Origin of the sequence: Aequorivita soesokkakensis (genome assembly GCF_001641085.1) — a bacterium.
GTDB lineage: Bacteria > Bacteroidota > Bacteroidia > Flavobacteriales > Flavobacteriaceae > Aequorivita > Aequorivita soesokkakensis.
Map to the genome: position 1 here is coordinate 1 of NZ_LXIE01000012.1, position 14,410 is coordinate 14,410.

A 14,410-nucleotide genomic window follows, 5' to 3' on the forward strand; every position below is an offset into this window, starting at 1 on the left:
AAATCTCAAATTCCAAATTCCAAAAAAAAATGTTTTGGTCCCGAAACTTCGGGAGGTACTTGTAATTTGGAATTTATTTGGAATTTATTTGGAATTTGGTACTTGTAATTTGAAATTTTTCAAAACATCATTAGTATCTTTAAACTTATCATATTTCCAAAAAATTGAAAAGAAACAAATACCATATTATAGGTGTAATGAGCGGCACTTCGCTGGACGGAATTGATTTGGCTGAAATCATTTTTAATTATACTGAAAAAAATTGGAATTTTGAAATTCTAGCTGCGGAAACAGTTCCGTATTCCTCATTTTGGAAAGAAGAGCTTCGCGAAGCCATAAATTATTCCAAAGAAATGTTGGAAAGGCTCGATTTTAAATACACTGAAAAACTTTCCGAGGAAATTTCAAAATTTATAAAAAAGCACAACATCCTTGAAATTGATGCAATTTGTAGTCACGGACATACCATTTTACACCGTCCCGAAAAAGGATTGACCTATCAAATTGGCAATTTGCCCCGTATCTCAAAAATGCTCAGCCAAACGGTGGTTTGCGATTTCAGGGTACAGGATGTTGAATTGGGCGGGCAAGGCGCACCATTGGTTCCAATTGGGGATAGATTGCTTTTTTCAGAATATGATTATTGCTTGAATTTAGGCGGTTTCGCAAATTGTTCCTTTGAAAAAAATGGCGAACGGATTGCTTTTGATATTTGTCCGGTGAATATCGTTTTAAACAAATATGCCGAAAAATTGGGGCGCGATTTTGACGAAGACGGAAAATTGGGAGCTTCGGGAAACATAGATAAAAATTTACTCGATAAATTAAATTCTCTTTCTTTTTATAGTAAAACGCCCCCTAAATCTTTAGGCTTAGAATGGGTAAAAGAACATATTTTTCCACTTTTGGACGCTTCAGAAATTTCTTCCGAAGATATTTTGCGAACCTTTACTGAGCATATTGCGGTCCAGCTTGCCAAACAGTTTCACGAAAACGCTTCGGTGTTGATAACTGGAGGCGGGGCATATAATTCTTTTTTGATTGAAAGATTGAATAAAATTGCACAGGTAGAAACAGCAATTCCTTTCCGTGAAATTGTGGAATTTAAGGAAGCCTTGATTTTTGGGCTTTTGGGCGTTTTGAAATTACGTGAAGAGGTGAATTGTTTGGCGAGTGTAACTGGGGCATCAAAAAATCATTCTTCAGGAAAAATATTCTATCCATAAATTTTACCTAAAATAAATATAAACCCCTAACAAGTTTTTTATATTTGTCCTCACACTCCGAAGCTTTAGCGTGGAGTATCTTAACTTTCCATATTTAATGAAGGAATTACTCAAAAAGTACGAAGACAAAGAACCCGAAATAGTTTTTCATTGGAATGACCCCGAAACCGAGGCCGAAGGCTGGACTGTAATCAACTCGCTGCGCGGCGGTGCTGCCGGCGGCGGAACCCGAATGCGGAAAGGGCTTGATTCCAACGAAGTGCTTTCACTCGCAAAAACAATGGAAGTTAAGTTTACGGTCTCTGGACCTGCAATTGGCGGTGCAAAATCTGGAATTAACTTTGATCCTTCAGACCCACGGAAAAAAGGAGTTTTGGAACGTTGGTATAAAGCCGTTTCGCCTTTATTGAAAGCATATTACGGAACCGGCGGCGACTTAAATGTAGATGAAATTCACGAAGTGATCCCGATTACCGAGCAAAGTGGTGTATGGCACCCGCAGGAAGGCGTTTTCAACGGGCATTTTTCACCTACGGAAGCAGATAAAATCAACCGTATTGGGCAATTGCGCCAAGGCGTTATAAAGGTTTTGGAAAACGTAAATTTTTCACCGGATGTTTCCCGAAAATATACCGTGGCAGATATGATTACGGGCTATGGCGTTGCCGAGGCTGTTCGTCATTATTATGATATATATGGCGGTAATGTGGAAGGAAAGCGAGCCATAGTGCAAGGTTTCGGAAACGTTGGTGCCGCCGCCGCTTATTATCTTTCGCAGATGGGCGCAAAAATAGTTGGAATAATTGACCGTGATGGTGGAATTATTAATAAAGACGGATTTTCTTTTGAAGAGATAAAGCAATTATTCCTTAAGAAGAATGGCAACACTTTGGTAGCGGAAAATATGATTCCTTTTGAAGAAATCAATGATAAAATCTGGAAACTTGAAACGGAGATTTTTGCACCCTGTGCTGCCTCCCGATTGATTACAAAGGAACAGATTTCAGAAATGATTGAAACGGGATTGGAAGTAATTAGTTGCGGAGCAAATGTGCCGTTTGCGGACAAGGAAATTTTCTTTGGGCCCATTATGGAATTTACGGACGAACGTGTAAGCTTGATTCCAGATTTCATTAGTAATTGCGGCATGGCGCGTGTTTTTGCCTATTTTATGGAACGCAAAGTGCAAATGACGGATGAAGCTATTTTTAACGATACTTCCATCACCATCAAAAATGCTATTCAAAATACATTTGATAATAACAGTACTAAAATAAATATTAGCAAAACTGCTTTTGAAATTGCCTTAAAGCAATTAGTGTAATCTATAATAACCAACAATAGTATGGCATCAATAATAATTTTAATTTTCGTAATTGGATATCTTTCCATCACTCTGGAACACCCATTAAAACTGGATAAAACAGTTCCAGCACTTATCATGGCCTCACTTATTTGGGCCGTTCTTGCTATTGGTTTTACTAGCGGTTGGTTTGATATTATTAATAGTGAAGAGCAAGCTTTCAATTTTCTTTCCGGCGGCGAATCTGCAATGGAAGGCTTTGAGGGAACGCTGCTTCACCATTTGGGGAAAACTGCCGAGATACTTATTTTCCTAATTGGAGCGATGACGATTGTTGAAATAATTGACCTTCACCGTGGTTTTGAAGTTTTGAAAAGCGCTGTACACACAAAGAGCAAAAGAAAACTACTTTGGATTATTGGGATTCTTGCATTTTTCCTTTCAGCTATTATAGATAACCTTACCGCAACCATTGTGTTGATTACCCTTTTAAGAAAACTGATTCATAAAAGAGAAGATAGGCTTTGGTATGCCGCATTGGTTGTGATTGCTGCAAATGCTGGGGGTGCCTGGTCGCCAATTGGAGATGTTACCACAACAATGCTTTGGATTGCAAAGAAAATTACGGCCGCAGGCTTAATAGAATTTGTGGTTTTGCCATCCATCGTATGTTTCGCAATTCCATTTTTAATTGCAAGTTATATGCCTGCTTTCCGCGGCACTATTGATGTTGATGCTCGTGAGGATAAAGCAGAGGAAAAACTTTTAAGCAGTAAAACAATGCTCTTTTTAGGATTGGGGATGATAATTTCTGTGCCAATTTTTAAAACGCTGACACATTTGCCACCCTATATGGGAATGATGCTTGCGCTGGGTGTTGTATGGCTGGTTTCAGAATACATACATCCCGAAGAAGATTTTAGTAAAGAAAGAAGACATTTATATTCTGCCCACAAAGCTTTATCGCGTATTGAAATTTCGAGCATCCTTTTCTTCCTTGGAATATTGATGGCCGTTGCAGGACTTGAAAGCCTTGTTTATGGCGTTGTGAATGGAGAAGAAGTAGGAACGCTACGTTATGTGGCTGAGCTATTGCAAAATGCCATACCAAATCAAGATGTTGTTATTCTATTGTTAGGGGTACTCTCTGCAATTATCGATAACGTACCGTTGGTTGCAGCTTCCATGGGAATGTATGATATGCCGATTGATTCGGTACTTTGGCACTTTATAGCGTATTCTGCCGGAACGGGGGGAAGTATGCTCATTATTGGTTCCGCCGCTGGTGTTGCTGCAATGGGAATGGAGCGTATAGACTTTATTTGGTATCTCAAAAAAATCACTTGGCTTGCCTTTTTAGGCTTCATTGCGGGGGCAGGCGTATTTCTGTTGTTTGAAAGAGTGTTATTTCACCACACCTAACAATTTCTGAAACCTAATTTCGTTATTCACTAAAACAAAACCTTTTTTATGTTAAACTTCTTTCTTCAAGAGGGTGCAGAAGTTGCGCAGGATCTTGAACCAATTGCCCAAGAGAAAACCCTTTCAATAATGGATCTTTTATTGACGGGTGGCATTGCTGGCCAAATAATTATAGTAGTACTTTTCGTGCTACTTTTCGTTGCGGTATATATTTATTTTGAACGGCTTTTCGCAATAAAGGCAGCTTCAAAAATGGACGGAAATTTTATGAATCAAATTCGCGACCACGTTGCAAAAGGAAATATCCAAGCCGCAAAAGTGCTTTGTGCCCAAAATAATACACCTGTTTCACATTTAACTGAAAAAGGAATTTCCAGAATTGGAAGTCCTTTGGAAGATATCAATACAGCAATTGAAAATGCTGGACGACTTGAAGTTTATAAACTTGAAAAAAACGTAAGTGTTCTTGCAACAATTGCTGGGGCAGCGCCTATGATTGGTTTCTTGGGAACTGTAATCGGGATGGTTTTGGCTTTCCACGAACTTGCAACCAGTAGCGGCCAAGCCGAAATGGGAAGTCTTGCAGAAGGTATTTATACCGCGATGACCACCACAGTTGCAGGATTGATAGTTGGTATTATTGCATATATGGGCTACAACCATTTGGTGGTAAAAACTGATAAAGTGGTGCATCAAATGGAAGCTACAGCAGTAGATTTCCTTGATATTTTAAACGAGCCTGTTTAATGAACTTACGAGGAAGAAATAAAGTTAGCGCCGAGTTCAGTATGAGCTCCATGACGGACATCGTGTTTCTGTTATTGGTATTTTTTCTGCTCACTTCGCCTGCAATAACGCCAGATGCATTGGATTTAATACTTCCGAAGGCAAAGGGAAAAACTTCAAATGTTCAGAAAGCATCCGTTAGTATCACAAAAGACGGTGCCTATTATGTGGACAAAGAACGCGTTAGCGAATACAGCATTGAAAGTGAGTTGAAAAAAGCGCTCGCTGGCCAGGAAGAGCCCACCATAATCCTCCGCGCAGAGGAAGGCGTGCCTATTGAAGATGCTGTGTTTGTAATGGATATTGCTAATAAGAACAATTTTAAAGTTGTTCTAGCAGTTAGGCCGAATTGACCAGTAATCATTAGCCAGTCGCAGTAATCAGTTAAGTTTTTAATAAAACTTCAGATTTTAAAAATCAACCACAAACTTTAAGCTTTAAACTTTGAACTTTTTAGATACAGAACATAAAAGAAAAAGTATGACCATCACGGTAATCGTGCATGTAATTATTCTTATTCTCTTGTTTTATGTAGGAATGAAATACCTGGATCCGCCGCTGGAACAAGGAATTGCAATAAACTTTGGCACAACGGATACTGGCAGCGGAAATATCCAGCCAACTGAAAAAATACAATCAGCACCTCAAAAAACATCGGCTCAGCCTGTTTCACAACCAAAATCTGAGATAAAAGAAGAAGTAGTTACGCAAGATAATGAAGATGCTCCTGTTATAAAAAAGGAAAAACCTAAAAAGGAACAAACTGCAACCCCTGTCAAGGAACAACCTAAAAAGGAAGTTAAAAAACCTGATCCCAAACCAGACAAGTCCACTACAGACGCGCTCTCCAGCATTTTGAACGGTCCAAAAAGTGATGGTACGGCAAAGGGTGGCGAGGGCAACGACAATAAACCTGGCGACAAAGGGAGTCCGGATGGTGATCCTAATGCAAGTAGTTATTACGGCACAGGAAAAGGATTGGACGGCGATGGCAATTATTTGCTTGGGGGAAGAAAAGCTTTAAACAAAGAAAAGTTTGTCCAGGATTGCAACGAAGCAGGAACAGTGGTCGTAAGCATTGAGGTGGATAGAAACGGAAAAGTAATTAGCGCCACTCCCGGCGTGCGCGGAACCACAAACAATTCCCGCTGTCTTACTGAACCCGCAAAACGCGCTGCTTTGGCAACAAAATTTAACGCTGACGATAAAGCACCAGCAAAACAGATTGGCAAAATAATCTACAGATTCAGTCTTTCTCAGTAGTAATTTCTCTTTAAAAAACACCTTGATTTTTTCTGTATCTTTAAACTTCAAAAAAAAGATACTATGCTTCGTATTGCTACTATTCTCTTCATTGTAATTTGTTTTGTGGGATGTAAAAATTCTTCCGAAAAATCCATTTCAAAAAATTCCGAGGAAGAAAAAAGTGAAAAGTATCCTTTCGATCTACTATTTATGCAGCGTGCATACCCAAGTGGCGAAATAAATACTTCGGCCTATTCCGAAGCAATCCAATGGAAAAGGCAATCTGCAAATAGAAATACAGCAAATGAAATTTGGCAGTTCAGCGGTCCGTTGAATATTGGCGGAAGGATTACAGATATTGAAATTCCTTCTTCCCAGCCCGATGTTTACTACGTTGGCGCGGCTTCTGGCGGAATTTTTAAAACCGTAAACGGCGGAGCAGATTGGACGCCAATTTTTGACGACCAGCAAATGCTTTCCATCGGCGATATTGAAATTTCGAAAAATAATAATAATTTAATTTATGTAGGCACTGGCGAAGTGAACGCCGGCGGCGGCTCTTTGGTTTATGATGGTGATGGAATCTACAAAAGCACAGATGGCGGAACCACGTGGCAATCCAAAGGTTTGCCGGACATTGGGAGCGTTGGAAAAATTGTTTTGGACCCAAATAACGATAATACAGCCTTTGTTGGCGCGATGGGACCTTTATTCAGAAATAGTAGCAATCGTGGAGTTTATAAAACCACAAATGGCGGAGATAGCTGGCAACAGGTTTTAGCCGTGAGCGATTCTACAGGAATCGTGGATATGGCTATTCACCCTACAAACGGAAACATTGTGTATGCTGCCAGTTGGGAACGAATTAGAAGACCAAATAGAAGACAGTACGGCGGAATAACTTCCGGGATTTACAGAACTACCGATGGCGGTGCCAATTGGACGGAACTAACAAATGGTTTACCAAGTCTCGCTTCCCAAAAAGGAAGGATTGGTATCGATATTTCGCAATCAAATCCCAATGTACTTTATGCACGCTATGCCAACGCAAATGGAAATATTCAAGGGGTTTATAAAACTACAAATGGTGGTGATTCTTGGACGGCCGTTAATTCCAGTCAGTTGACCGATGTTGGGTTTCACTGGTGGTTTGGCGGTATTTTTATTGACCCGACCGATGAAAACGTGCTCTATAATGTAGATTTTGAAGTACAAAAATCGACCAATGGCGGTACAAGTTGGAGCAACGTTTTTACGAACGCACACGTGGATCAGCACGCAATGGCTTTCAATGCCTCGGCTTCCAATGAGGTTTTATTGGGAAATGACGGCGGCCTTTATTACAGCACCAATGGCGGTGCTTCCGCCACCAAAGATTTAAAACTGCCAATAACGCAATTCAACAGAATGTTTGTGGATGCGCAAAACGAAAATAAAATCTATGCAGGCGCGCAGGACAATAGCACGAGCCGCACACAAACTGGAGGGCTGAGCGATTGGAACATCATTTACGGTGGCGATGGTTTTCAGCCTTTGGTTGACCCTACGAATACCAACATTATTTATGCCCTGTATCAGTATGGAGCTTTGGGAAAATCAACGAATAACGGCGGTTCCTTCAATAATGCCACAAATGGAATATCCAATGGTGATCGAAAAAACTGGGATACCCCGATTACTTTTGATCCCAATAACTCGCAAACACTTTATTTTGGGACAAACCGCCTTTATAAAACCACAAATGCCGCGGGCAATTGGAGCGCTATCAGTCCCGATTTAACTGATGGGCCGCACACTGGAAACTTGACTTTTGGAACAATTACCACTATTAGCGTTTCTCAATTTAACAGTCAAGTTATTTACGTTGGAACCGATGACGGCAAAGCCTGGGTGACCCAAGATGGCGGTACAAATTGGATTGATATTTCGGCTGGAGTTCCGAACCGTTGGGTTACTAAAGTTTTGGCCTCAAAGGAAAATGCAAATACAGTTTATTTAACGCTTTCAGGTTATCGGTTTGGGGAAGATGTTGGGCACGTTTACAAAAGCATCGATTTTGGGAATACCTGGGTAGATATATCAACCAGTTTACCGGACATTCCCGTGAACGACATTGAGCAGGACAGTTTCGGAAATCTTTTTATTGGAACGGACGTAGGCGTTTTGGCCTCAAATGATGAAGGAATAAACTGGAACGTGTTGGGTGAAAATATGCCTTCCGCAGTGGTTTCCGATTTGTTTATTCACGAAAACTCGCAGTTTTTGTATGCCGCTACTTTTGGTCGATCAACTTATAAAATTGATATTTCAGGAAATATTTTGAATTCCAATGAAAATATTTTTACTTCGGAAGTAAAAGTTTTTCCAAATCCAGCTTCAGATTTAGTAACTATTTTTCTGAAAAATGATTCGGAACGAACTTCTTTGTTTGTTTATGATGTAATGGGAAGGACTGTAAAACAACAATTTTTTGATAACGGACAAATGAATCTTTCAGTTGCAGATTTACAAGCAGGTGTATATTATTTAAAAATTTCACAAGCAGGACAACAGACAACAAAGAAACTGATTGTGAAATAATACTTTACAATAAACAATAAATTTTACAGACTATCAATTATTCCGAAACCATAGCTTGGCTTTTTGCGCAACTCCCAATGTACCAAAGGGTGGGGCAGTCTGCCTATAAAGCAGACCTATCTGCTACTATACAGCTTGCAAATTATTTAAACAATCCCGAGAAAAACTTTAAAACCATCCATGTTGCAGGCACCAATGGAAAGGGAAGCACGAGCCATATGTTGGCTTCCGTTTTTCAGGAAGCGGGCTATAAAACGGGGCTTTACACTTCGCCACATTTAAAGGATTTTCGAGAGCGCATAAAAATTAATGGCGAAATGATTCCGAAGAAGGACGTTTCGGAATTTGTGGAAAAACACAAACTGTATTTCACAGAAAATCAGCTGTCTTTTTTTGAAATGACCGTGGGCTTGGCGTTTGATTATTTCAGAAAGGAAAAAGTTGGCATCGCCATTGTTGAAGTGGGAATGGGCGGTAGGTTGGACAGCACGAACATACTAACGCCGGATGTTTCGGTTATTACAAATATAGGTTTGGACCACACGCAGTTTTTGGGCGATACTTTGGAAAAAGTTGCTGCAGAAAAGGCAGGAATTATAAAGGAAGGCATTCCTGTAATCGTTGGAGAAACTTTACCTGAAACAAAACAGGTTTTTGAAAAAATGGCTTCGGAAAAAAATGCAGAAATCACTTTTGCCGAAACAAATGATTCTTCAAACTATGCTTCAGATTTAAAGGGCAGCTATCAGCAAAAAAATATAAAAACTGTTTTGGCAACTTTAAGAATACTTCAAAAAAAAGGCTGGAACATTTCCGAGGAAAACATTCAAAAAGGTTTGTTGAATACAATTAAAAACACTGGTTTAATGGGGCGTTGGCAGGTTTTGGGCGAAAATCCGAAAGTAATTTGTGATACGGGACATAACACGGAAGGGTTGAGGTTGGTGATGGAGCAACTTTCAAAAGAAAGTTTTAAAAAGTTGCATATTGTTTTGGGCGTGGTTAGCGATAAAGACTTGGCGTCCGTATTGCCTTTGTTTCCGAAAGATGCAATATATTATTTCTGTAAGCCAAACATTCCGCGCGGTTTGGATGCTTCGTTATTGCTAACCCAAGCTAGGGGTTTTGGTTTAATAGGGGAAGAATATATTTCTGTAACTAAGGCTTATTCCGTTGCTCTAGAAGCTGCTGCAGCTAATGATTTGGTCTTTATTGGCGGAAGCACTTTTGTAGTGGCCGAAGTAGTTTAAAACAATATTTTATAAATAAAAAAATCCCGACGAAATCGTCAGGATTTTTAAAAACTGGTGGGCGATGAGGGGTTCGAACCCCCGACCCCCTCGGTGTAAACGAGGTGCTCTGAACCAGCTGAGCTAATCGCCCTTCTTGTTAGCGGTTGCAAATATAAGTTACTTTTTAATTTCACCAAACATTTATTTGAAATAATTATTGGAAAGAACTATTTGTGGCTTGTGGAAGAATTAAATAAGTTTAACTTTGACTACTTCACCTTTTAAAAACCAAACAGCACTTGAATCCATTATTTAAAAATATAATTGTAAATGTTGTAAAAAACCGTCAAAAGCATCGGAAACCATCCCAGATTTCCGAACCTTTTGAAAAGCGGGTGAAAAATCTTGAGGTTGAAGTAACCCACGAAATATGGGATTTTTTCTATCTACTTTTGGGCGTAGTTTCCGCTTCTTTTGGCTTGCGAGGTTTTTTGATGCCCAACAGTTTTATTGATGGTGGCGTCACGGGGGTTTCGTTGATGGTAAATGAACTGGTAGGTATTTCCTTTCCGCTATTGCTAGTGTGTTTCAACTTGCCGTTTTTGGCCCTGGCTTATTTTTCTATTGGAAAGCGGTTTGCCGTAAAAAGCGTTTTGGGAATTGTGCTTTTGTCAATTGCCGTAGCCTTGATTCCCTATCCTCTTATTACTGATGATCAAATTTTAGTAGCCGCTTTTGGAGGGCTTTTCTTAGGGTTGGGCATCGGGCTCGCTATTCGTGGGGGTGCAATTATAGATGGCACAGAAGTTTTGGCAATTTTTATCAGCCGGAAAACTAGTCTTACTGTCGGGAATGTAATTATGATTTTTAACGTAATTATATTTATAACCGCCGCCTATTTTCTTTCCACGGAAATTGCACTTTATGCAATTCTTACATATTTCGCGGCTTCAAAAACGGTTGATTTTGTAATTGACGGTATTGAGGAGTTTATGGGGATTACCATTATTTCTGAAAAAAATGAAGAAATACGTATGGCGATCATTGAAAAAATGGGCCGTGGCTGCACTATTTTTAAAGCTGAAAATGGGTTTGCAAAAGAAGGAGAAACACGAAAACCCGTTGATGTTGTTTATACGGTAATAACTCGTTTGGAAATGAGCAAGCTTCAAACAGAAGTGGATAAAATAGATAGCCAAGCATTCATAATTATGACTTCCGTTAAAGATGCCAAGGGCGGAATGATAAAAAAGAAACCTATCAAAAAATTTGACAAATAATCTTTTGCTTGGAATTTGTTATTTGTATTTTGGAGCTTTAAAATTAGGGTCATTAACTCAGTTGGTTTAGAGTGTCACGTCGACAACGTGGAAGTCGTTGGTTCGAATCCAACATGGCCCACAATTGGATTCTATCTATTTTTTAAAAGAGGGTTGGTTCCCCCAAGGTTTCGGGGCAACATGGCCCACAATTTTTGTTATTAGAAAAGATCCAATATTCTTTCCAGCGCCATTCCTCGTGAAGCTTTTATAAGGATTGTTGCGTGTTTGGGGGAATTGCTTTCAAGTTCTTTTTTTAAGTCCTCAAAAGTTTCAAATTTATTGATATGGGCAGAATTGTTTACTGTTTTAAAGAAATTGCTTCCCACCAAAAAAACCTTTCCAAATTGGTTTTCTACTAAATAATCCACGATGTTTTGGTGCTCAATTTCGGCTTCTTTGCCCAGTTCAAACATATCCCCCAAAAACATTATTTTGTTTTCGCCCTTTGCCTGTTTAAAGTTTTGCAAAGCGGCGAGCATACTTGTTGGATTGGCATTATAAGCATCCATTAAAATAGTGTTCGTGCCTTTTGAAATTAATTGCGACCGATTATTTGAAGGAATATAGCCCTCAATTCCGGCTTTTATTTTTTCCTTCGAAACCTTAAAATAAGCTCCAATAGCAATTGCGGCTGCAAGATTTGCAAAATTGTAAGCTCCCACTAAATTACTTTGTATTTCAGTTCCTTCAAATTCAATTAAAAGATGGTGGGTGCTGTCTATTAATTTAATGTCGAAATCACTTTGTGGTGTTCCAAAAGTGATTCTTTCAATTCCTTCTGAATTGGCCAATTGTTTTGGATCGTTTGCATTGACAAATATTTTCCTACCATGTTTTTTTAAAAATTGGTAAAGTTCGGTTTTGCCTTGCACAACGCCTTCAAGACTTCCGAAACCTTCTAAATGGGCTTTTCCGAAATTGGTGATATATCCATAATCAGGTTCGGCTATTTCGCTCAGCATTTTTATTTCCCCCAAATGGTTGGCGCCCATTTCCACAATTCCCAGTTGTGTTTCTTTCTTCATGGCAAGCAAAGTCAAAGGAACGCCAATATGGTTGTTTAAATTTCCCTGGGTGGCAACGGTCTTGAATTTTTGTGAAAGCACAGCATTTATAAGTTCTTTAGAAGTAGTTTTTCCGTTGCTTCCCGTTAACGAAATTATAGGGAGGCCAAGAAACTCCCTGTGAAAACGAGCTAGTTGTTGAAGAGTAACCAAAACATTTTCAACCAAAATTGTCTCACCCGTAGTTTTATGAAAAGCTTCTTCATCAACAATAACTTTGAAAGCACCTTTGTCCAAAGCTTCCTGCGCAAAAAGATTTCCGTTGAAATTTTCGCCCTTTAAGGCAAAGAAAATACAGTTTTCGAATATTTTTCGGGTGTCGATACTAACGCCGCTACAGTTTAAAAACTCTTTGTGGAGGGAAGGTATATTCATAAAATAAATATACTAAAAAACCCTCCGAAGCTGAATACTAAGGAGGGCTGTTTTTTATAGATTTTTATTTTTAGTTACGAGGGCGTTTTCCTTTTTTGGATTTTGAACCAACGCGGCTCATTGCGCATCTAAACCCAATATAGTCTGTTGCCATATCTTGCGGGAAATAACGTCTTTGAGCTGGATCTAACCAATAATCACGGTCTCTCCACGAGCCTCCTTTGTAAACACGAACCTCATTGTCTACCAAAGTGGTTCTGTTTGAAGACTTATCATATTGTCTATCTAGTTCTCCTAAGCTGTCTGCGTAAACTTTTTGAACCGGAGAGTTGTACATACGGTGTGATCCATCGCCGCTTTCACTTTCATCATCTGCAAAAGATTGATAGTAACGGGAGGAGCGTTTGTCGCCATCTCTGTAATCGCGGTTATCGCTTTCAGAGAAGTTTGTGCGTAAATAAGTTTCGTTTTCGTCAACTGGTACCTGAAGTATTTCCCCTGGTAAGTTACGTGCTATAATTTTTCCATTGCTCAAAGTGTCATAGATTATGGAATCCATAGTAACTATTTTCACTTTTCCATCTTCGCCAATGGCGTTTTTGGTATAAACGTTTCCACGGTAATAGTTGAAATCGTTAAAGTCATCATCAACTATTGGACGATAAACATCAGCTACCCATTCTGCAACGTTTCCAGCCATATCATACAATCCAAAATCGTTAGGTTCGTATGATTTTACTTGGGCTGTAATATCGGCACCATCATCACTCCATCCGGCTATTCCACCGTAATCACCATCACCTTGTTTAAAGTTTGCCATTTGGTCACCGCGAGATCTTCTTTTTCCAGAACGAGTGTATTGACCTTCCCAAGGATATTTTTTCTTTCCTCTATAAACGTTGTAGTTACGAAGCCCAACCAAACCTAGTGCAGCATATTCCCATTCAGCCTCAGTTGGAAGCCTGTAACCTGGCATCAAAATTCCATCTTTACGTTGAACGTATAGGTTTGTGCTGTCTTTACTTCTTTTGGCAATAGATTCAGATTTTTTACCGCCACGGGTTATTGAATCGTTTCCGCCGTAAACCATTGTTGGGGCGTTTAAATAGGTTTCGGTATTAAAGGTTTCGCCTGGTTCTACTTCATAACGAGCATTACGAGCCGTAACTCCTGCTGTTTCCAAAGCCATTTCATTAACACGATCCGTTCTCCAGTTGCTGAACTCTACGGCTTGTACCCAACTAACACCCACAACAGGATATTCTGCATATGCGGGGTGACGAAGGTAGTTGTTGGTCATTACTTCGTTGAAACCTAAACGGTTTCTCCAGACCAAAGTGTCGGGCACTGCACCTTCATATATTCTTCTATAATTTTCGTCAGATGGAGGGAAAACTTTCTTTAACCAGTCTAAGTATTCAAGATACATTAGGTTGGTTACTTCGGTTTCATCCATATAAAATGACTGAACGTGTTGTTGGTTTGGGGAATTGTTCCAGTCATGCATTGGGTCATCCTGAACTCTTCCCATTGTGAAAGTTCCGCCTTCAACAAAAACAAGACCTGGTCCTGTTTCTTGTTCTTTGGTTTTAGGATCATACTGAAAACCACCTTCTTTGGCGTTCATCTTCCAACCAGTGGCACGGGAACTGTTTTTATAGTCCCTAGTTTTGTTGCAGCCAACTAGTAGTGAGGCCACTATTACAGTAACAAATAGCTTTAATGCTAGGTTTTTTCTTAACATCATAGATTCAAATATGATAAAATTGGGTTCGCAATATAGTAATTAACGACAAAAACACAATAATATTTTGTTATTATTGCGCTGTGGGGTTTTGAAAGGTTTTACGACCAA

Annotated in this window: 11 protein-coding genes and 2 tRNA genes; 10 read left to right on the forward strand and 3 right to left on the reverse strand. The window is 39.5% G+C overall.

Annotation, left to right across the window (positions count from 1 at the left end):
- Positions 1-164 precede the first annotated feature (164 nt).
- The 8 genes from A7A78_RS06220 (at position 165) to A7A78_RS06255 (ending at position 9,812) form a co-directional block, all read left to right on the forward strand.
- Entirely contained in the window at positions 165-1,226 is a 1,062-nt protein-coding gene (locus A7A78_RS06220) for an anhydro-N-acetylmuramic acid kinase (protein WP_068761592.1), read from the forward strand.
- Positions 1,227-1,323: 97 nt separating this feature from the next.
- On the forward strand, positions 1,324-2,550 hold the full coding sequence (locus A7A78_RS06225) for a Glu/Leu/Phe/Val dehydrogenase dimerization domain-containing protein (RefSeq protein WP_068761593.1): 1,227 nt from the start codon (positions 1,324-1,326) through the stop codon (positions 2,548-2,550).
- A gap of 21 nt (positions 2,551-2,571) precedes the next feature.
- Positions 2,572-3,951, forward strand: coding sequence for a sodium:proton antiporter NhaD (gene nhaD / locus A7A78_RS06230; RefSeq protein WP_068761594.1), 1,380 nt, complete (start codon positions 2,572-2,574; stop codon positions 3,949-3,951).
- Positions 3,952-3,999: 48 nt separating this feature from the next.
- Positions 4,000-4,698: a MotA/TolQ/ExbB proton channel family protein gene (locus A7A78_RS06235; protein ID WP_068761595.1), complete on the forward strand. Its 699-nt coding sequence runs from the start codon at positions 4,000-4,002 to the stop codon at positions 4,696-4,698.
- Entirely contained in the window at positions 4,698-5,090 is a 393-nt protein-coding gene (locus tag A7A78_RS06240) for an ExbD/TolR family protein (protein WP_068761596.1), read from the forward strand. The genes A7A78_RS06235 and A7A78_RS06240 overlap by 1 nt, the downstream gene beginning before the upstream one ends.
- A 127-nt stretch (positions 5,091-5,217) precedes the next feature.
- On the forward strand, positions 5,218-6,000 hold the full coding sequence (locus tag A7A78_RS06245) for an energy transducer TonB (RefSeq protein WP_242649254.1): 783 nt from the start codon (positions 5,218-5,220) through the stop codon (positions 5,998-6,000).
- A gap of 63 nt (positions 6,001-6,063) precedes the next feature.
- A complete protein-coding gene (locus A7A78_RS06250; protein WP_068761598.1) occupies positions 6,064-8,562 on the forward strand; it encodes a T9SS type A sorting domain-containing protein in 2,499 nt (832 codons plus the stop codon).
- 32 nt (positions 8,563-8,594) lie between these two features.
- Positions 8,595-9,812 carry a bifunctional folylpolyglutamate synthase/dihydrofolate synthase gene (locus tag A7A78_RS06255; protein ID WP_068761599.1) on the forward strand — a complete coding sequence of 406 codons (1,218 nt, stop codon included), beginning with the start codon at positions 8,595-8,597 and terminating at the stop codon, positions 9,810-9,812.
- Between the two features lie 55 nt (positions 9,813-9,867).
- Here A7A78_RS06255 and A7A78_RS06260 read toward each other — a convergent pair.
- Positions 9,868-9,945 (reverse strand) — tRNA-Val (locus tag A7A78_RS06260).
- A 148-nt stretch (positions 9,946-10,093) separates the two neighbouring features.
- Between A7A78_RS06260 and A7A78_RS06265 the strand changes: the two genes are divergently transcribed.
- Together A7A78_RS06265 and A7A78_RS06270 are read left to right on the forward strand one after the other, a co-directional pair.
- On the forward strand, positions 10,094-11,074 hold the full coding sequence (locus A7A78_RS06265; RefSeq protein WP_068761600.1) for a YitT family protein: 981 nt from the start codon (positions 10,094-10,096) through the stop codon (positions 11,072-11,074).
- 46 nt (positions 11,075-11,120) lie between these two features.
- Positions 11,121-11,195: transfer RNA gene (locus tag A7A78_RS06270), tRNA-Val, on the forward strand.
- Positions 11,196-11,274: 79 nt separating this feature from the next.
- Here A7A78_RS06270 and A7A78_RS06275 read toward each other — a convergent pair.
- Together A7A78_RS06275 and gldJ are read right to left on the reverse strand one after the other, a co-directional pair.
- The gene (locus tag A7A78_RS06275; RefSeq protein WP_068761601.1) at positions 11,275-12,555 is read right to left on the reverse strand and encodes a UDP-N-acetylmuramoyl-tripeptide--D-alanyl-D-alanine ligase; all 1,281 of its coding nucleotides are present in this window, start codon (positions 12,553-12,555) and stop codon (positions 11,275-11,277) included.
- 70 nt (positions 12,556-12,625) lie between these two features.
- Positions 12,626-14,299, reverse strand: a complete 1,674-nt coding sequence (gldJ, locus tag A7A78_RS06280; RefSeq protein WP_094746066.1) for a gliding motility lipoprotein GldJ — start codon at positions 14,297-14,299, stop codon at positions 12,626-12,628.
- Positions 14,300-14,410: the final 111 nt, after the last annotated feature.